Origin of the sequence: Flavobacterium sp. Leaf82 (genome assembly GCF_001422725.1) — a bacterium.
Taxonomy (GTDB): Bacteria; Bacteroidota; Bacteroidia; order Flavobacteriales; family Flavobacteriaceae; genus Flavobacterium.
In genome coordinates this window covers 81,306-101,368 of sequence record NZ_LMMA01000035.1, presented here as the reverse complement: position 1 = coordinate 101,368, position 20,063 = coordinate 81,306, and the positions used below count along the sequence as shown (strand labels likewise).

The 20,063-nt window shown below is 32.6% G+C and carries 18 protein-coding genes; 12 read left to right on the top strand and 6 right to left on the bottom strand.

Annotated features, from left to right (window positions below; all coding sequences use genetic code 11):
* Together ASF10_RS21540 and ASF10_RS21535 are read left to right on the top strand one after the other, a co-directional pair.
* The gene (locus ASF10_RS21540) at nucleotides 1-510 is read left to right on the top strand and encodes a DinB family protein (protein ID WP_056254051.1); all 510 of its coding nucleotides are present in this window, start codon (nucleotides 1-3) and stop codon (nucleotides 508-510) included.
* Between the two features lie 26 nt (nucleotides 511-536).
* Nucleotides 537-1,001 carry a hypothetical protein gene (locus ASF10_RS21535; RefSeq protein ID WP_056254049.1) on the top strand — a complete coding sequence of 155 codons (465 nt, stop codon included), beginning with the start codon at nucleotides 537-539 and terminating at the stop codon, nucleotides 999-1,001.
* 95 nt (nucleotides 1,002-1,096) lie between these two features.
* On the opposite strand, the gene ASF10_RS24000 is transcribed toward ASF10_RS21535, so the two are convergent.
* The gene (locus tag ASF10_RS24000) at nucleotides 1,097-1,258 is read right to left on the bottom strand and encodes a DUF1328 family protein (protein ID WP_082472486.1); all 162 of its coding nucleotides are present in this window, start codon (nucleotides 1,256-1,258) and stop codon (nucleotides 1,097-1,099) included.
* A gap of 354 nt (nucleotides 1,259-1,612) precedes the next feature.
* Here ASF10_RS24000 and ASF10_RS21530 point away from each other — a divergent pair, with 354 nt between their 5' ends.
* The 7 genes from ASF10_RS21530 (at nucleotide 1,613) to ASF10_RS21500 (ending at nucleotide 11,103) form a co-directional block, all read left to right on the top strand.
* The gene (locus ASF10_RS21530; RefSeq protein ID WP_056254046.1) at nucleotides 1,613-3,889 is read left to right on the top strand and encodes a glycosyltransferase; all 2,277 of its coding nucleotides are present in this window, start codon (nucleotides 1,613-1,615) and stop codon (nucleotides 3,887-3,889) included.
* Nucleotides 3,890-4,153: 264 nt separating this feature from the next.
* Complete coding sequence (locus ASF10_RS21525) at nucleotides 4,154-4,912, top strand: MlaE family ABC transporter permease (RefSeq protein ID WP_056254044.1); 759 nt, start codon at nucleotides 4,154-4,156, stop codon at nucleotides 4,910-4,912.
* Nucleotide 4,913: 1 nt separating this feature from the next.
* Nucleotides 4,914-5,693, top strand: coding sequence for an ABC transporter ATP-binding protein (locus tag ASF10_RS21520; protein WP_056254042.1), 780 nt, complete (start codon nucleotides 4,914-4,916; stop codon nucleotides 5,691-5,693).
* A gap of 25 nt (nucleotides 5,694-5,718) precedes the next feature.
* Nucleotides 5,719-6,573 (top strand): MlaD family protein, encoded by an 855-nt coding sequence (locus ASF10_RS21515; RefSeq protein WP_056254039.1) that lies wholly within the window; start codon nucleotides 5,719-5,721, stop codon nucleotides 6,571-6,573.
* A gap of 21 nt (nucleotides 6,574-6,594) precedes the next feature.
* Complete coding sequence (locus ASF10_RS21510) at nucleotides 6,595-9,417, top strand: AsmA family protein (RefSeq protein WP_056254035.1); 2,823 nt, start codon at nucleotides 6,595-6,597, stop codon at nucleotides 9,415-9,417.
* 1 nt (nucleotide 9,418) lies between these two features.
* The gene (locus ASF10_RS21505) at nucleotides 9,419-9,907 is read left to right on the top strand and encodes a low affinity iron permease family protein (protein WP_056254030.1); all 489 of its coding nucleotides are present in this window, start codon (nucleotides 9,419-9,421) and stop codon (nucleotides 9,905-9,907) included.
* Nucleotides 9,904-11,103, top strand: a complete 1,200-nt coding sequence (locus tag ASF10_RS21500; RefSeq protein ID WP_056254025.1) for an NAD(P)/FAD-dependent oxidoreductase — start codon at nucleotides 9,904-9,906, stop codon at nucleotides 11,101-11,103. Before ASF10_RS21505 ends, ASF10_RS21500 begins: the two co-directional genes overlap by 4 nt.
* Before the next feature lie 91 nt (nucleotides 11,104-11,194).
* Here the strand turns inward: ASF10_RS21500 and ASF10_RS21495 are convergent, their stop codons facing one another.
* Together ASF10_RS21495 and ASF10_RS21490 are read right to left on the bottom strand one after the other, a co-directional pair.
* Entirely contained in the window at nucleotides 11,195-12,145 is a 951-nt protein-coding gene (locus ASF10_RS21495) for a bifunctional helix-turn-helix transcriptional regulator/GNAT family N-acetyltransferase (protein WP_056254022.1), read from the bottom strand.
* Between the two features lie 385 nt (nucleotides 12,146-12,530).
* A complete protein-coding gene (locus tag ASF10_RS21490) occupies nucleotides 12,531-13,556 on the bottom strand; it encodes a helix-turn-helix domain-containing protein (protein ID WP_056254020.1) in 1,026 nt (341 codons plus the stop codon).
* Between the two features lie 216 nt (nucleotides 13,557-13,772).
* On the opposite strand from ASF10_RS21490, the gene ASF10_RS21480 reads away from it, so the two are divergent.
* Together ASF10_RS21480 and ASF10_RS21475 are read left to right on the top strand one after the other, a co-directional pair.
* Nucleotides 13,773-14,258, top strand: a complete 486-nt coding sequence (locus ASF10_RS21480; RefSeq protein WP_056254016.1) for a DNA-deoxyinosine glycosylase — start codon at nucleotides 13,773-13,775, stop codon at nucleotides 14,256-14,258.
* 272 nt (nucleotides 14,259-14,530) lie between these two features.
* Nucleotides 14,531-14,965 (top strand): DUF6526 family protein, encoded by a 435-nt coding sequence (locus tag ASF10_RS21475; protein ID WP_056254013.1) that lies wholly within the window; start codon nucleotides 14,531-14,533, stop codon nucleotides 14,963-14,965.
* A 10-nt stretch (nucleotides 14,966-14,975) separates the two neighbouring features.
* Here the strand turns inward: ASF10_RS21475 and ASF10_RS21470 are convergent, their stop codons facing one another.
* From ASF10_RS21470 to ASF10_RS21460, 3 genes are all read right to left on the bottom strand, one after another.
* Nucleotides 14,976-16,145 (bottom strand): hypothetical protein, encoded by a 1,170-nt coding sequence (locus tag ASF10_RS21470; protein ID WP_056254010.1) that lies wholly within the window; start codon nucleotides 16,143-16,145, stop codon nucleotides 14,976-14,978.
* A 309-nt stretch (nucleotides 16,146-16,454) separates the two neighbouring features.
* Nucleotides 16,455-17,873 (bottom strand): MATE family efflux transporter, encoded by a 1,419-nt coding sequence (locus ASF10_RS21465; protein ID WP_056254009.1) that lies wholly within the window; start codon nucleotides 17,871-17,873, stop codon nucleotides 16,455-16,457.
* 465 nt (nucleotides 17,874-18,338) lie between these two features.
* Nucleotides 18,339-18,803 carry a MarR family winged helix-turn-helix transcriptional regulator gene (locus tag ASF10_RS21460; RefSeq protein WP_056254006.1) on the bottom strand — a complete coding sequence of 155 codons (465 nt, stop codon included), beginning with the start codon at nucleotides 18,801-18,803 and terminating at the stop codon, nucleotides 18,339-18,341.
* Between the two features lie 170 nt (nucleotides 18,804-18,973).
* Between ASF10_RS21460 and ASF10_RS21455 the strand changes: the two genes are divergently transcribed.
* Nucleotides 18,974-19,891, top strand: a complete 918-nt coding sequence (locus ASF10_RS21455) for a hypothetical protein (protein ID WP_056254324.1) — start codon at nucleotides 18,974-18,976, stop codon at nucleotides 19,889-19,891.
* The last annotated feature ends 172 nt before the right edge of the window (nucleotides 19,892-20,063 follow it).

Sequence of the window (20,063 nt, the reverse complement as noted above, 5' to 3'; positions counted from 1 at the left end):
ATGAAAACTGAACTTCAAAAAAATATTGTTGAAACGTTTAAAGAACTAAACGAAATCATCTCTTCTTTTTCTGAAGAAGAATTAAATACAGTTCCGTTTAAAGGAAGTTGGACTCCCGGTCAGGTTGTACAGCATATTATACTGGGAAATTCCGGTTATCCTGAATTGTTTTCGGGACAAACTAAAAAAACAATTCGCAAATACGACGAACATGTAAAAGAACTTGAAGCTATTTTTCTCAATTTTAATAGTAAAATGGATGCTCCGGATTTCTTAAAACCCGAAATTAAGAACTACAATAAAAACTCCCTGACTTTATCGCTGCTTAAAATAGAATCTGATTTGCTTGACGCATCACAAAATCACGATTTAACCTTAACCTGTCTTGATTTTAATGTGCCCGGTTTTGAAAATTTTACAATTTATGAATGGATTAATTTTGCCCTTGTACATACTCAAAGACATACCAATCAGCTGCATAAAATCAACCATTATCTAACGACATTATAAAATTACAGAACATTAAAATTATATAGATGAAATCAAAATCCGAAACTATATTTTTATCGGGCTTAATAGCAGGAACACTTGATATTCTTGCTGCCATAATAGTTTATGCTGTAATACTGGAAAAAACTACCGCCATTAAGATTCTACAATCTATAGCAAGTGGTATTTTTAAAAAAGATGCTTATACGGCAGGATCACAAATGGCGTGGTACGGGCTTGGACTTCATTATATAATTGCTTTTAGTTTTGCGTGGTTCTACTTTATCATTTATCCGTATCTCCCGTTTCTTAAAAAGAACACTATAATGTCAGGATTTCTCTACGGAATTTTTGTCTGGATTGTAATGAATCTAATTGTACTGCCAATCGTATTTCCGCTTTTACCTGAAAAACATTTAGACTTTCCCCTACTCTTATCAATACTCATTTTAATGTTTTGTATAGGGCTTCCAATTGCATCGATTACCAGAAAACATTATTCTTTTCGTTAATTAATTTAGTTACGATTTAAAAACCTGAAATAAATAAAAAAAGCGACCTCGTATTAAAGTACGAGGTCGCTTTTTATGTGGTTAACGAATAATTGCTAAACTTTTGATCTTCCTGTAATTAATGAGATTACGAATAATACCAAAAATATAAAGAATAAAACTTTTGCAATACTAGCGGCTCCGGCAGCAATTCCTCCAAAACCAAAAATTCCGGCTATTATAGCTAGAATTATAAATGTGACTGTCCATCTTAACATAATCCTGATTTTTTAATTTATATAAATGACTTTTTTACAAGTCTGATTTGTTTGTTACTCAAAGTTCCTTAATTCGTACAAAAACGTTTGACTCTAAACGTTAATTTTTTATCGCAATCAACTATAAATCAAAATTTTGGGTTACTTTTATAATTCATCCTTTTCGTTACAAAATTCCCACATAAATGCTTTTGAGTCAATTTTTTGATCGATTGGATTAATCATGCCTTTATCGTTAAAGTAATTTTATCTAAATATTATTAGAGATATGAAAATGACCATAAATAGTGGTAAAATTCACTTCATAGTCTCATTGAACCAAAACGACTTATAACTGAAATAAAAAAGAATCTAATGAAAACGATCTCAAATAAATCAAAAATAGTTTTTCTATCTACATTTCCTCCAACGCAATGTGGAATAGCAACATATACGCAGGATACCATAAAAGGAATTACAGATGTTTTTGGTAAATCTATAACTTGTCAGATTTGCGAATTGGTTGATAAACCAAAAGCAAATGCTACACAAGCTTATACTTTAAACACAAAAGAAAAAGAAGAATATACGCTTGTTGCCGAAGAAATCAATAAAGACGAATCGGTAAAACTAGTACATATTCAACATGAGTTTGGTTTATTTGGAGGTAACTATGGAGATTACTTATTAGATTTTTTAAATGTAATTAAAAAACCGGTTACCTATACTTTTCATAGCGTGATCCCAAATCCGAACAACGAATTAAAAACATTCGTAAAATTGCTTCTTTCTTATAGCAATTCGGTTTTTGTGATGACCAACCAGTCAAAAGAAATTTTGATGAGAGATTATGATATCAAAGACGAAATTATTACTTGTGTACCTCACGGAACTCATATTGTAATTTATGAAGCGCCACAACAAGCAAAAGAAAAATTCAATATCCAGGATAGAAAAGTATTAGCAACTTTTGGTCTTTTAGGAGAAGGAAAAAATATAGAAACAGGTTTACAGGCTTTGCCAAAAATCATCGAAAATACGCCAAACGCACTTTATTTAATCATTGGCAAAACACATCCAAATTTAATTGTTGACGGCGTTGATGCTTATCGTGATAAACTGGAAGGAATTGTTAATGATTTAAATTTAAAAGATCACGTACGTTTTATAAATGAATATCTGGATACAAATGAACTTTTAGAATATCTACAAGCGACAGATGTTTATTTATTTACCTCAAAAGATCCAAATCAGGCAGTAAGCGGCACTTTTGCTTATGCAATGAGTTGTGCCTGCCCTATTGTTGCGTCAAAAATTCCGCATACTTTAGAGGTTCTTACACCAGATTCAGGAATATTAGTTGATATTGGAAATGTAGATCAATTTTCTGATGCTGCCATCAAATTACTTTCAGATGATAATCTAAGAGAAGAAATGGGAATTAATGCTTTTAGAAAAATGCGCGCTTCATCTTGGGAAAACGCTGCTATCACGCACATGAATACATACAAACAATTGATTGATAATCCATCTGAAATAAAATTCAGCTACCCTTCTATTCAATTGGCACATATTAAAAGAATGACAACTGATCTAGGAATTATTCAGTTTAGCAAAATCTCAGTTCCTGATTTAGAATCAGGTTATACGTTAGATGATAATGCACGCGCTTTAATTGCCGTTTGTATGCATTATAAACTAACTCAGAACAAAGAAGATTTAGCTTATATTTTAATCTATTTAGATTTTATTTTACGTTGTCAGCAGCCAAAAGGAGATTTCATCAATTATGTCGATCAGGAAAACCGTGAGCATGTAGAACAAAATGCCGAAGTAAATTTAGAGGATTCAAATGCAAGAGCAATTTGGGCTTTGGGAACTGTGGTTGCAAACGCAAACATTTTGCCGGAAGCGATTACCAAAAAAGCTTCTAAATGTTTATTGAATTCCTTAAAATGGGCAGAAAATATTCAGTCGCCACGTTCTATTGGCTTTGCAACAAAAGGATTATACTTATATCATACTGCTGTTCCTAATTTATATGTTGCGGCGATTATTAATAAACTGAATGCTAAATTGCTTTCTAATTATGAAATCAACGCTTCTAATGACTGGAAATGGTTTGAAAACTATATGACATACGGAAACGGAATTTTACCGGAATCTATGTTATTTGCTTACTTAACGACCAATAAACCTATTTATAAAAAAGTAGCATTAGACTCACTTGACTTTTTAATGTCTAAAATGTTTAACGGTAAAAACTTTAAAGTAATTTCTAATAATGGCTGGTTGCACAGAGACTCACAAGCAGAAGTACACCCATATGGCGAACAGCCAATTGATGTTGCCTACACGATTCATACTTTAAATTCGTTTTATAGTGCATTTGGAACTCCGGAATACAAATCTAAAATGAAAACTGCCTTTAACTGGTTTTTAGGAAAAAATCATTTAGGACAAATTATGTACAACCCAATTAGCGGAGGAGGTTATGACGGACTTGAAAAAGATAACGTAAATCTAAACCAGGGTGCAGAATCTACAGTTTGTTTCTTAACAGCACGATTATTAATGGAAAATCTTAAAATAGCTGAGATAAAAGTTATTCCGATAAATAAACCTAAATCAGGAATTGCCATCAACTCATAAACATATACACTGACTAAATATACTATTATTGAACCCTAAAAATCCCTTTCTAAAAGGGATTTTTTGTTTTTAACACTTTCGTCGCAACGTGGCTTTATTATAATTATTGTGTTCAATTATGTTAATTATATAAAGATGTAAAAAAGTTGTGTAAGATTTTTTCTGTAGTTATAAAGTAATTTTAATCTATAATAATCAAGGGGTATACAACCTTCTAAACAGTTGGTTTTGATGCATTAGATTTTAACTTAAAACTATAGTATTTTGATACTTACTCTAAAAAATACATTCTCAGAAATAGGAAATGCAACCGTGTTTGCAAAGCAGTTTTTTAAGGAGGTTTTTGTACCGCCTTATGAAACAAAAGAGTTCTTGAAACAATGTTATGTTATAGGCTATAAATCCTTGCCGCTTGTTGCTATAACCGGTTTTATTATGGGTTTGGTACTGACACTTCAGTCAAGACCAACTTTGGTAAAATTTGGTGCCGAATCATGGTTGCCAGGAATGGTAGCATTATCATTGATTAGAGAAATTGCGCCAGTAATTACAGCGCTAATCTGTGCAGGAAAAATTTCGTCAGGAATTGGTGCCGAATTAGGTTCTATGAAAGTAACAGAACAAATTGATGCCATGGAAGTTTCCGCTATCAATCCGTATAACTATTTAGTAGTAACCAGAATTTTAGCGTGTACGTTAATGGTTCCTATTTTAGTATTTTTTGCAGATGCAGTTGGTATTCTTGGCGGATATGTTGGTATTAATATTCATGGTGACGTAAACTTTTATCGTTATCTGACACAAATTCTTCAATCACTTGAATTTTTAGATATAATTCCCGCAACAGTCAAAACATTCTTCTTTGGATTCTTCATAGGAATGATTGGTTGTTATAAAGGTTTTAATGCTTCTAATGGAACTGAAAGTGTTGGTAAAGCAGCTAATTCAGCTGTTGTTACAGCTTCGCTAACCATTTTTATTATTGATATGGTCGCTGTTCAAATAACCGATTTATTTTTTTAAGATGATTAAGGAAAAAGAAAATACAGAACCCGTTAAAAAGGCTAAAAAGCAAGATCCAATAATTGTGATCAAAGACTTGCATAAAACTTTTGGCAAAGACAACAAAGTCCTGCAAGGTGTTAGTCTTACAGTAAACAAAGGAGAAGATTTAGTAATCCTGGGACGATCAGGATCTGGAAAGTCTGTTACAATAAAATGTATTGTAGGTTTAATTGAACCTGATAAGGGCGAAATAAAAGTCTTTGATGAAAATGTATTAAACCTGAGTAAACCAGAACTTAATGTAATAAGAGTACGAATTGGATTCTTGTTTCAAAGTGGTGCATTATACGATTCAATGTCAGTTAGAGAAAATCTGGCTTTTACATTAAAAAAACATAAAAGAGATTTAACTCCGGAAGAAGTTGAAAGTGAAGTAATGGAAGCCCTGGATAATGTAGGATTAAGTGATGCAATCGATAAAATGCCATCTGAATTATCCGGCGGTATGCAAAAAAGAATTGGCTTAGCCAGAACTTTAATCCTTAAACCGGAAATCATATTATACGATGAACCTACCACGGGATTAGATACCATAACATCAAGAGAAATAAGCGAGTTAATTCTCGATATAAAACATAAACGCAAAACGACTTCGATCATTATTACTCATGATATGGCTTGTGCAAAACTTACAGCTGACAGAATTATGGTTTTAAAAGACGGAGTTATACACGCAGAAGGAACATACGAAGAACTAGAAAAAGACGAAGACGAATGGGTTCGCTCTTTTTTTCAATAATACTAAAAATAAATAATTAGAAATCATGGATAAGCAATCTGGATATACTTGGAAATTAGGGATGTTTGTAACAATAGGTTTATTGCTTTTTATTATGGCAATCTATTTTATTGGAAAACAAAAAAATCTATTTGGCTCAACATTCAACATCACATCACAGTTTAAAACCGTAAGCGGTTTAGAGGTGGGAAACAATGTTCGTTTTTCAGGAATCAATATCGGAACGGTTGAAGAAATTCAATTAATAAACGATTCTTCTGTTGTAGTAAGAATGGTCATAAAAGATGAAGTTCGCGAATTTATTAAAACAGATGCCCGCGCAAGTATTGGTTCTGATGGTTTAATGGGCGACAAAGTACTAACTATTTCTCCTGGTGTAAAATCAACAAAAGTGATAGAAAATGGTGGCGCAATTGCATCTGTAAACGGAATCGAAATGCAGGATTTAATGAAAAGCGTAAAGAAAAGTGTTGACAACGCTGCCGTAATAACAGATGAACTTGCGATTTTTAGTCATAGTATGAATACCGGAAATGGTGCATTGGCACGATTGGTTCGTGATGATAAAATGGCAAACAGCGTTTCTAACACACTTTCTAATTTAGAATCCGGTACTAAAGGTTTCAGCGAAAATATGGAAGCTGCAAAAAGTAACTTTTTACTAAAAGGATACTTTAAGAAAAAAGAGAAAGAAAAAGAAAAGAAAAAAGAAGAACAGCAGGAAAAAGCTGAAAAAGCGAAAGAAGAAAAAGAAAAAGCTGAGAAAGAGAAAGCTGAGAAAGCAAAGGAAGAAAAAGAAAAAGCCGATAAAGAAAAGCAAAAGCAGGAAAAACAAAAAGAGGAAGACGCTAAAAAAGCTCAGTCAGAAAAAGGCAAATAATAACACATTAAAGCCAATGATATGAAAAACTCATATAAAAATATAAGCCTAAAAATATTAAAAGTAACCGGAATAGTAATAGCAAGTATCTTGCTGTTACTATTTTTGATTCCGTTACTATTTCCCGGAACTGTCGCTGCAGAAGTTAAAAAAATTGCCAATGAACGTTTAGATACAAAGCTGGATTTTTCTAAATCCCGACTTTCTTTTTTTACACATTTTCCTTCGTTAACGGTTTCGCTTGATGATTTGTCAATGACAGGATCAGCGCCGTTTAGCAATGATACATTACTAAAAGCAGAACAAGTTGCTTTTGGTATTAACCTAAAAAGATTGATTTTTGACAACGAAGTAAAAATCAATAAATTATACGTTTCCAAAGCTTTAATTAATATAATGGTCAACCAAAAAGGACAAGCCAATTATAATATTTATGTGGCTCCTGAAGATCGTGACAAAAAACCAGAGGATCCCAATGCGCCCGAAGAAGGAACCGCTATTCGATTAGAACGAATTGACCTTGAGGATTGTCATATAAAATACAACGATCGCTCTGCAAAAATTCTTGTTGATGCAAAAGGATTCAATTATGTGGGAAAAGGAAATTTAAGCGAAGATATATTTGACTTAAATACTGATGCACAAATTGATAATGTCGATTTTTATTACGACAGAACAGCTTATCTTAGAAAAAAAGAAGTCCGTGCTGATTTAATTACCAGAATCAATACACATGCACTTTCGTTTATACTTCAAAAAAACGAGTTAAAAATCAACAAATTACCTTTAAAGTTTACCGGATTATTTACAATTTTAAGAGACGGATATAAAATAAATATCAAAGCAGCATCTGAAAATACGACTTTAAAAGATTTATTTTCTGTTATGCCTCCGGAATATTTAACCTGGATGGATGAAACCGAAATCTCCGGTAACAGTGATTTACTTTTCACTTTTAAAGGAGATTATAATGTTGCCAAAAATCTAAAACCGGATTTAGCTTTTAATCTAAAAATTGATAAAGGTGCTATCAATTATCAAAATGCGCCGGCGCCGTTAACTGATTTTCAGATGAATCTAAATGCTATTTTGCCTTCACTTGATGTCGAAAAGCTTTTAATTAACCTACAGACTTTTAAATTTAAAGTAGGAGAAAAAGATTATTTCACGGCATATCTGCGCAGTAAAGGTTTTAACGAAATGACAGTAGATGCAAGCGTAAAAGGTGCACTAGACTTAGCTACAGTTGATGCTGCATTGGGCTTGTCAACTATTGACTTAAAAGGAATTCTAAAAACGAATATTCAGGCAAAAGGTATTTTTAGTACTTCAAAAAAATTATTTCCTAAAACAATTGGCGGAATTGCATTACACAATGGCTGGCTAAAAACCGACTCGTATCCTAACCCAATTACAGATATTACATTTGTTGCAAATGTGCTTAACAAAGCAGGAACATTCAAAGATTTGATTGTTGCCGTTGCTCCCGCATCATTTGTTTTTGAAGGAAATCCAATGTATGTAAATGCTACATTATCAGATTTTAGTGATTTAGCTTATAATGCAAAAATAAAAGGAGAACTTAATGTGGGACGTATTTATCAGGTTTTTTCTCAAAAAGGTCTTGATGTAACGGGTTATGCAAAAGCAGATCTTTCGCTGAAAGGAAAACAAAGCTACGCCACAAACGGACAATATGATAAATTGGATAATCGGGGAACGATTATACTAAAAAACATCAAAGCAACATCAGAGCTTTTTCCGAAATCATTTTTTATCAAACAAGGAAATTTCCGTTTTCAAAATGAAAAAATGTGGTTCGAAAAATTCAATGCTACTTACGGAAAATCAGATTTTGATATTAATGGATATTTATTAAACACCATTAATTACTTTCTGGAATCACACGGAACTTTGAGCGGTAACTTCAACATGAAATCAAAACTGATTAATGTCGATGAATTTATGGCGCTTAAAAAAGGGGAAAATACAGATAGAAATCTTGAAGTAGAATATGCCAAAGAAGATCATCCAAAAATGAGCGGAGTTGTCATTGTACCCAAAAACCTAAATGTGGCACTTACGGCAAATGCAGATAAAATAGAATATAACGGATTGGTTTTAAATAAACTAAACGGTAAAATAGGAATCAATAAAGGAGGTTTTTATTTAGAAAATACCACGTTTAATATCATTGATTGCATTTTAGGAATTGACGCTGCTTATAAAGACGAATCACCAACATCTGCGAATTTTGATGCTCATTTTACAGCTAAAGATTTTAGTGTTCAAAGAGCTTACAAAGAGATTCCTATGTTTCATGATATGGTTACGGCGGCAGAAAAAGCACAGGGAATAATTTCTGTCGATTATAAAATAAAAGGCGACTTAGACGGAAACATGAGTCCTATTTACGCCTCTCTGGAAGGTGGCGGAAAATTGAATCTGCGAGATGTAAAAATCAAAGGATTAAAATTATTTGACGGAATTAGTTCCCAAACCGGACAAAAAGGCTTAGATGATCCTAACCTGAAAGGAATCGAAATCAACTCGACTATAGATAATAATTTGATCCATATTGAAGATTTCACTTTTAGTGTTGCCAGTTTTAAACCTACCATAAAAGGAACTACAAGTTTCGACGGATTGCTAGATTTAAGAATGCGATTGGGATTACCACCTTTTGGTATTATTGGTTTTCCAATTGTTATTACCGGAACTCATACCGATCCTAAGATTAAAATATTTAGTAAAACCGGTACCAAAATCGAAGATGCTGTTTACGACGAAAAAAATAATAAAGTAATTAAGAAAGAAAAAGTAAGTAAACAAAAAGGGAAGTAAAATGAAAACAAAAAAAACAAAAGGCAGCGGTGCTTTTGAAAAATTTGCCACTAATGTCTCTAAAGCTGCCGGAAGTACGACCGCTTTTATTGGTGCTTTTTTAATTGTTGTGGTTTGGGCAGTTTCAGGTCCTATTTTCGATTACTCAGAAACCTGGCAACTGGTTATTAATACCGGAACTACAATTATTACTTTTTTGATGGTTTTTTTGATACAGAAAGCGCAAAATAAAGATTCACTTGCCATTCAGTTAAAATTGAATGAGTTAGTAGCTTCAAACGAATATTCTAGTAATAGTCTGGTAGATATTGAAAGTATGACCGAAGAAGAAATGATTATCGTACAAAAATATTATCACAGACTTAGTGAGCTTGCCAAGAAAGACGAAAGCATCAGAAGCTCGCACTCTATTGCAGAAGCACATGAATTACATGAACGTAAAGATAAAAACAGAACCAAATTACGCACTCGAAATATCACTAAAAAATGAAACTACGCTCATCTGAAACTTTTTGGCCCTTAAAAAGCGCCATGAAATACAGTTATCCGTCTATAAATGCAGATCTATCTACTGAAATTCTAATTATTGGAGGAGGAATAACCGGAGCTTTAATAGCTTACAAGTTAATTACTGAAGGTAAGAAAGTAATATTAGTAGACCGTCGCGACATTGCAAACGGAAGTACTGCTGCAAGTACCGCTTTGCTTCAATATGAAATTGACGTTTCTCTGCATGAACTGATAAAAATACGTGGAGTAGATTGTGCCGTTGATAGTTATAAAAGCGGAAAAAAAGCCATTTTTGATTTGCGGGCTATTATAGACACTATAAAAAGCGACTGCCAGTTCGAGTTTAAAAAAAGTATTTATTATTGCTCCTTAAAAAAGGATATTCCGTTTTTAAGAAACGAATATAAATGCCGGAAAGAGAACGGATTTGATGTAAACTGGCTCGAAAGATGGCATCTTGAAAAAATGGGATTAAATGCAGTTGCTGCGATAGAATCTCAAACGGCGGCCGTTATGGATCCGTATAAACTGGCTAATGATTTAATTCATTACTGTAAAAAAAAGGGAATGCAGGTTTTTGACCGCACGAATGTAACCTCAATCCAAAATCAAAAAGGAAAATCTATAGCACATACTGAAAACAAATTTACTATTACAGCAGAACATATTGTTCATTGCAGCGGTTACGAAAGTACCGAAACATTAGCCGAGAAAGTGGTCGACTTAAAAAGCACTTTTGTAATTGCCTCAGAAAGTCTGGATGCGATACCAACTGCTTTTAAAAATGCCATTTTCTGGGATACTTCTTCTCCTTATCTCTATTTTAGGATAACTACAGATAACCGAATTATAATGGGCGGCGGCGATGAAGATTTTAAAGATGCTAAAAAAAGAGATAAACTTTTAGATAAAAAAGAGCAATATCTGTTAAGACACTTTAAGAAAAAATTTCCGAAAATTAATTTTAAACTTGATTATTCCTGGGCTGGAACTTTTGGAGAAACCAAAGATGGTTTACCTTATTTTGGCAAAGCAGATCCCAACAAAAATGAACATTATGTTCTGGGTTTTGGAGGAAACGGAATTACTTTTAGTGTTATAGGAATGAATTCTATAATGGATTCGATTAATAATAAAAAGAATCAGGATCTGGAATATTATCGCTTTGGGCGTTGAGGAAAGGTTTTGAGGAAAGGTGCTAAGTTGCTAAGGTTCTGAGTTACTAAGTAAAAAAACTTAGAACCTTAGCAACTTAGTTCCTTAGAATCTATAAAACCAACTCCATCTGAATATTGCAGCGTTTATAAGGCGTTGCCAAGCCATATACTTTCTGGAAACCCAATTTGTAATACAGGTTAATCGCCGGTTTTAAGATTGTATTACTTTCCAGATATATTTTATCTGCTCCCATTTCCTTTGCACTATTTACTATTGCCTGACCCAATAAAAAGCCAATATTTTTACCTTGTGCTTTTGGTGAAACAGCCATTTTTGCCATTTCAAAATCATAATTTGAATTCTTCATTTTTATAAGCGCACAAACTCCCACAGGTTCGTTGCGATATAAAGCCACAAAAATTTTCCCGCCTTTGTCCAGAATATATTCCTGAGGATTATCCAGCGCTTTATAATCTGCTTCTTCCATTTCGAAATAAGTCGAAATCCATTCTACGTTTAATGCTTTAAAGGCGTCAAGATATTGAGGTTCAAAATCTATGATTTGCACATCGTGGCTTTCGCGTTTTTTCTTTTCTTCGTTGACTCTTTTAAACAAACTTTTTTGCTCTAGTAAAAATTCCCATTCCTCAAGTGCAGCCCAAAGATTGTGTGTAGAATCAGCTATTAAACCATCAACTGCCGCTTCAACATCTTTTAGTTGCAATTTGAGTTCTTCAGCAAATTCCAGTCCCTGAGAGGTCAAACCTACGATATTCCTGCGTTTATCATTGCTTTTTAGTCTTTCTTCTATCAATCCGGCAGCAATCATTTCCTGAACAATCTTGCTTACAGATGGTTGCGAATGACCAATTTGAACAGCGATTTCTGTTATGGTAATTTCCTTTTCTTCCATCAGGGTATAAAAAACCGGAAACCATTTTGGCATAAAATTCATACCATATGATTCGTATATTTTTGCAGCATCATCAGTAATAATTGCTGTCATTAAGCGTAAACGACTTCCTAAAGCCACTTTACCTACTTTGTTATAAAATTCCATATATAATTAATTACATAATTAGTTATGCAAATGTATTTAAAAAATTATTTGTGAGCAAATAATTTTTTTGAAAGGTTCAAAGGGACAGAGTTGCAAAGGGACAAAGGTTCTTTTACTAAACTCATTAAAATTCAAAAAATATCTTATAAAAACGAGAGCCCTAGCCCTGATAGCAGCGGTATCCTTTTTATTTTTTCTTTAAAAATAAAAAGATACAAGCGAATAGCAGGAAATAACTCCTAAAAAAATTAAATACAAAAAAAAGACGCACTACTGTGCGCCTCTACAGGAAACCTTTGTTGCCTTATATCTTTTGCTCCTTAAATCTAAAAAACTTAGTAACTCAGTCCCGAAGCTTCGGGATATTACCTTAGCAACTTAAAAACTAAGCTGTTATTGCCAACGGATTCAAATTGAATTTATATTCTTTTGGACTGCAGTTGAATTTTTGTTTGAATATTTTCGAAAAGTAACTTCTACTGGTAAAACCAATACAGTAAACAATTTCTGAGATGTTTAAGTCGGAAGTTCTGATTAGAATTTCGGCTTTTAAAACCCTCATATGGGTGATATAATCATTTACGGTTCTATTGTGAATCAGTTTAAAACCTTCTTGTAGTTTGTTTGGCGATAAACCTGATTTTTTGCTTAACGATTTAATAGTAAAAGCTTCTTCCGGATTGGCTTTTATAGCTTCAGAAAGCTCTTTGATTTCTTCCATTTCTCTTAAAGTCAAACAGTTTGTATCTTTAGAGAAGGCGCATTGATCGTCTGTATGTTGTTGGATTTCCATTGCCAGAATAATTCTTAGAATTCCTTCTTTCAAAAGATTTCTAACGATTCCGGTTTGTGTAACGGCATTTAATTGTTCTATTTTTTCTGCAATTTTCAAATTATAAGAACCTACATAAAAGAAATCCTGAGCAACATTATCTTCAAAGAAAGTTTCTTTTACTTTTTGATTTAAGGAATGCATTTGGTCTTGTACGGAATTTTGCGTTCCCACAATAATCAGAGTAAATTTTGTGTTCATATTCTTTTCAAAAAACAAAATATTATCCTGACTTTCTTTTGAAGTTACAATCGCAGTCTGAAAAGTCTTAAAAGATCTTTCTTCGCCTGTAGCACCAAAACTGTGTGATAAATTTCCTTTAGAACAATAAGCAAAATATATTGGTGACGATTTTACATTTATAATATCCATTCGAACATCTACAGAAAAAGTCATGTCGAACTGCACATATGATATATTATCGTTGAAAGAGGCACCAATAATCGATCCTTTTGCAAAACTATTATTAATTTCAAGCGTATACTCGTCTAAATCAAAAGTTACCTTTCCTCCAAAGTTTGTATTTAACTCTTCAAAAATATTTTGAGTTTTTTCTGTATTTATAGTAACTATTTTCATTTTGCAAGGATTTAAATTCTACTTTATTTTATATAGATTTATAAAAAAACAAAGTCCGTTTTGTGGTAACGGATTTATAAAATCTACGGTTCAAAGTTCGCCCAATGATGCAGGAAAAATGTTATATAATTTTTCGAAATTGTTTTATAATTACTTCTGCATTATGATTTTAACATTTAAAATTATTACCTTCCTGTATTACAAATTCAATGCTTCATGAAAAGTTTTTCATTCTCACCTATATCTAATAATGACGCTAACATTTTGATTCTGGGCACAATGCCGGGAACAAAGTCATTAGAACTAAATCAATATTATGGTCACAACCAGAATAATTTCTGGAAATTTATGTTTACAATTCTTAAAGAAGATTTCACGAAAGATTATGAAACAAGAAAAGCCCTTTTGCAAAAAAACAAAATTGCCGTGTGGGATGTTCTTCAATTTTGTGACAGGGTTGGCAGTTTAGACAGTGCTATAAAAAACGAGATCGCAAATGATTTTGAAACTTTTTTAAAACAACATCCAAATATCAAAACAATAGCATTCAACGGACAAAAAGCAGCAGCATTTTTCAAGAAGTATGTTCATTTAGAAAATCCTTATCAACTTATAACTTTACCCTCTACAAGTCCGGCGAATGCCAGTAAAAGTTACCAATCTAAATTAGACGAATGGAAGATCATTGCTAGTTATTTATAACAGATATTGAAATTTTATAACATTTGTATTTTAAAATATAACATAAAATCCTACAATCTAACTAATTTTACTATATCAAATTAAAGCCATGAAAAAGGATAATCATGAAATTGAGGCTTTTTTTAAAATATAGATATTACTAAGAGAACTTTGAATAAGTTTAATTATAAAGAGAACATTGGTTATGTTAGTTTATTTTTGGAAAAAAAGCTATTCTATTTTTTTAGGGTAGCTTTTGTTTTTTAATCCCCCAATAAAAAAACAAAAAAGTTATGAAAATTCAAACCTATTACAATCATATACGATTTTATAATCCGCATCATTTTGTCTACTACCCTGTTTTAACAATTTTCTTAGCCGCAAGTATTTACTTTGCTTTTACTACAAACGATACATTAATTTGGGCTTTTATAAGCGTTGGTTTTATATTCTTGTTTTGCCTTGCCTTTATGTTACGTCAGCATTATGCGCTAATTCTTCAAAACCGCATTGTAAGGCTCGAACTCCGTTACCGTTATTTTACCCTGACCGGAAAAAGATTTGAAGAATTTGAATACAAACTAACAGATGATCAAATATTTGCTTTACGCTTTGCGCCAGACGATGAATTATTACCGCTTCTTGAAGATGCGCTAAAAAACAATCTGACAGGCGATGCCATTAAAAAAGCAATCGTACACTGGAGAGCCGATTATAACCGGGTTTAAATTTCAAAAATTAATTTTGACTTGCTCTTGTTTTTTTTCTGTAATTAAACAATACATAAATCAGGAACAGAAGCAACCAAACGATACTTATTACGCCAAAAAATATCTCAATAATTGATGGGTGAAGATAATTGGGTTCATAAAACAATCTGTTAAGCATGGCAAATTTTTCTGTCAAAGCTTCCCTGTCAAAATTATTTCTAATCTCGTTCAGCGATTTATCGGTATTTTTATACAATTCAACATCTTTAGTTAAATCTTTAGGATTCAAATAAGTCTGTATTTTGTATTTTTTTAATAAAGTATCTAATCTCTGAAAGTTGGTTTGTAAGGAATCTTTCTTAAACTGATACAATAATTTATACCTTTTTACGGCATTACTATATTGTTGTTTGGCTATTGGAATTCCATCTATAGCACTAAATAATTCTTTGTTTTCCAGAAATATGCAAATATCATCATCATAATCAGGATGAACCTGCATGCCTTTGTATATAAGTTCGGTACTGTCTTTTATGATATTTTTCCTGATTATTCTCTCCGTAATTTCTTTTTGATCAAACCCTATTTTATATAAAATCGAATTCGAAATTTTATACAAATCAGTCGTTAAAACCCTTAACGTATCAATGCTGTAATATTCACGATTAACTTCATAATATTGACCATTAAAAGTACTATCTGCAACCTCAATAATCGGATAAGGTTTTGGGTATAAAACATTTACCGGGTTAAATAACTTCTCAGAACTATAAGATGTATAATTATACAAAAACGGATTTAGAACATTCAAAAGGGTTTTGTCCTTATTAAAATCAGATTCAGGCAATTCTGACCTCAGCTTTGCATTTAAACCAAAACTATAACTCACAAAAAATGACAAGCTCAAAAAGGAAATTAATAACAGTATAAAGCTAATTTTAATTGCTTTAAGGTGAGAATAATTATGATCGTAATAGTTTCTCAGCAAGAATATCAAGAAGAAAAGCAAAAATAAACCCGTTATAAAAAAGTGCGAAATAGATACATCATCATAAAACTTAAACCTGTAAAACTCAAAATAACTATTGGTATTTGCGATTCCTTCGAACATGAAAAAGCCATATAAAAAATAGCCTAAATGAATCAATAATAACACTACGAAAGATTTTACAAAGTATTGTTTTAATTTTTTATCCATGTTTTGTTTTGAGAATTTACTTTCAAATATAACAAATCAGATTTAAAAATCAATAACATATCAAAAAATCAATTGATCATTTGGGCGTGCCACCATCCCAATAAAAGGGCAAAAATACTTTGCGCTTATTCGCCCTTTTATTGGCATGCTGTCGGGCTATCCGCGCTACTTCGGTAGCCAGCTTCTATCCCTCACGCGACTTTAGGTTTCCGCTAGATCTATTGCAAAAATATTGTGATTGTATTTCACAAAAAAAAGACGCACTGCTGTGCGTCTCTACTTTTTTATTTCATTTTAGTAACCTGAAATCTATTTCAATTCAAATCCTTCTTTTACAATTTCTTTTTCGACTTTATCAATCAGTTTATTTGTTTTACCGGATAATCTTTCTTTTTTCCAGTCGCCTTTGGCATAAATAAGCATCGTCACTATTGCAGTTATAACAGTCGAAATTGGAAAAGCCCACCAAATACCAATTGGTCCCAAAGAGGTATTATGTGATAAAATATACGCCAGCGGAAATTGTAAAACCCATTGCGAAACCAGTGTCAAAATCATAGGCAATGTTGTATTACCAACCGCTCTAAAAACACCTAACAAACACATCTGAAGTCCTAAAAATCCCCAGGAAAGACAAGTGATTCTTAAAAAAGTTGTTCCGCCTGCAATTACAGAAGGTTCGTTTGGCACGAAAAAAGCAATTAAATGTGGCGCAAAAGCGTAAGCAATTAAGCCAATTCCGGTTAATAATCCAAAACCTAAATACGCGCCTAATTTTGCTATTTTTCCGGCACGAAGCATATTTCCAGCGCCAATATTTTGTCCTACCAAAGTTGCAATCGCCATAGAAAGTCCCAAAGCCGGAATCATTACAAGCTGAATCAAATTTGAACCTGCTCCGTAAGAAGCCACAGTTGTAGTTCCAAAATGTACAATCAAAAAAGTAATCGCAGTTAATCCAACTGCACGCATGGATTGCTCGATAGAGGAAGGAAAACCAATTTTGAACGCTTTTTTAATATGCTTAAAATCCGGTTTAAAATCTTTTAGCTGCAAGTGAATTCCATGTTTACCTCTAAATAAAATAGCAAATCCTATTATAATCGCCAAACTCTGAGTCGATAAAGTAGCCAAAGCTGCTCCTTTTACGCCCATTGCCGGAATAAATTTCCACCCAAAAATAAACAGCGGATCTAACGCAAAATTCAGAATTACTGTTCCCAATACAATATAAACCGGTAAAGTAACACGACCAACGCCTCGCATTACCGATTGAAAAATCATGAAACTAAAACTAAAAACCAGACCGATAAATGCAATTTGCATAAAGCCCAAAGCATCTTTATAAACTTCAGGAGTGACCTTTAAAATTTGCAGGAAATACGGACTTAGAAAATATCCAATAATCGATAAAACGATCGAAGCCGAAATTACCATCAGTAAGGTTTGTGCCGCCACATGATTGACCATTTCTTGTTGTCCTGCTCCAAAATATTGTGCAATAAGTATCGATCCGGCAATTGCAAGCCCAGTTCCCAGAGCAATCGTCAGGAAAATTACGGGTGTACTTACAGATACCGCTGCGACAGCGTCTCCGCCTAAACGACCAACCCAAAAAGCATCTACTAATTGATATGCGGCTTGTAGCAAATTGGCAATCATAATAGGAACTGCCAATTTTAATAATGAAGAAAGTATTGGACCTTCTAATAATTCGTTTTTGTTCATTTTGTAAATTTTTCTTTAGCCACTAATTACACAAATTTCACTAATTCAGTTTCTGCTTATTCTTGCAGGAAGTAAATATTCAGGATAATTTGTGAAATTTGTGGCAACCTTTTTTTATTCAATTCTTTAGCAATTAATTATACCAATTTCACTAATTCGTTTTCTGCTTATTTATGCCATAAGTAAAGATTCGGTATAATTTGTGAAATTTGTGGCAACCTTTTTTTATTCAATTCTTTAGCCAATAATTACACCAATTTCACTAATTCATTTCCTGCTTATTTATGCTGTAAGTAAAAATTCGGGATAATTTGTGAAATTTGTGGCAACCTTTTTTTATTCAATTCTTTAGCCACTAATTACACCAATTTCACTAATTTCACTAATTCGTTTTCTGCTTATTTATGCCGTAAGTAAAGATTCGGGATAATTTGTGAAATTTGTGGCAACCTTTTTTTTTATTAATTAAAGCGTATCTAATTTATCGGCGTAACCTTTGATTGTTTCTAAAGCTTCTGCTCTTTCTTTGACTGAGAAAACAGCCAAAACCTCATCTTCTGCCCTCTTCATTAAAATTCTAATATTTTTTGCCAAATCAATTCCTTCTTCTGTAAGACTTACAATATTTTTTCGCTTGTCGCTTTTATCCTTTTTAACCACAACCAAATCCTTTTTTTCTAAGGCATTTATACTTCTTAAAATAGACGATTTGTCCCGCATTGTAACATCCGAAAGTTCTCTTTGCGAACGACTTTTATTTTGTAGAATCATAATCAACGGGAGTTGTTCTAATTGTAAAGTAATACCCGCTTCGTTCATTAATGCATTGGTATGACGAAAGATAGCACGTTTTATACGGTGAATCTGAAAGAAAAAACTCTCTGACATCTCCTGTTTATATGCATTTAAATCTGTTTCTGTTTCTTTCATAAAACAAAATTACAAAAAAGAGTGACATGTCAACTAATTTTAACAAAATACATAATTTATTGATATTCAGATATTTTTAATTAAATAAAGGAATCAAAAAACAGAAATGAATGATTTTTTTGTTAACTTTAATTGTTAAAAATTTATCAATAAATCTAAAAATAAGTCTCATGAAAAAATTATTTTATTTTTTGATAGTTTCCCTTTTTTCCTTGACAATTCAGGCCCAGGTTACTGCTGAAATTCCACTGGATAAATCTCTCCCGGCTTTACAAAGTGATGTTTCAGAAGACTTTCAGGATTACGACGCAACTGATTTACCATGGCATGACAGACGTTTTAGAGTAACTGCCGGAGCTTTTTTCCCTGTTAATAATACTGAAATCGAAGTGGGAACAAATAACGGAAACAGAGGTACCAAAATAGACCTTGAAGACGATTTGGGGTTTTCGAAATCAAGTGTTTCTTTTATGGCAACATTTGACTGGCGTATTTCAAAAAGATCCAGATTAGGTTTTGAATATTTCTCATTAGACAGAAGTTCTACAAAAACGCTTCAAAAAGAGATTACTTTTGGAGAACATACGTATAATATAAACACCAGTGTAACGGCCTTTTTTGATGTTCAGATTGCGAGAATTGCCTATGGCTATGCTTTTTTAGCAAAGCCAAAGTATCAAGCCGGTTTATTAATTGGTGCACATGTACTTTTTACAGATGTGGGTTTACGCGTTAATGCTAATCAGGCAAGTGCTGAATATAAAGATAATTTTAATTTCACCGCTCCTTTGCCAGATGTTGGAATCTGGGGTGAATTTGTACTAACAAAACGTTTTGGATTGTATGTAAATGCTAATTATCTCGCCCTGAAAATCGATGATATCGACGGACGAATTATCAGCTATAATCTTTCTCTTTTATACAATGTACACAAAAACTTTAGCCTTACTGCCGGATATACCGGACTTAACTTTAAAGTAGATGCTGTAGAAAACAGACTCAATGGTTTTTTAAAATGGGGATATAACGGTCCAACTTTAGCCGCAGCATATACTTTTGGCGGACATATTAATTATAACAAGCGTTGATTTTTTTTTGAAGGTGCTAAGGTTCTGAGTTACTAAGGCTCTAAGTTGAAAAGGTCTTCGTCATAAACTTGAAACCTGAAACTTTAAACTTGAAATAATAAAATAACAAACCCGATATCTTTTTCAGGACATCGGGTTTATTGGTCAAAACTCAAACTTAAACTTAACTCAA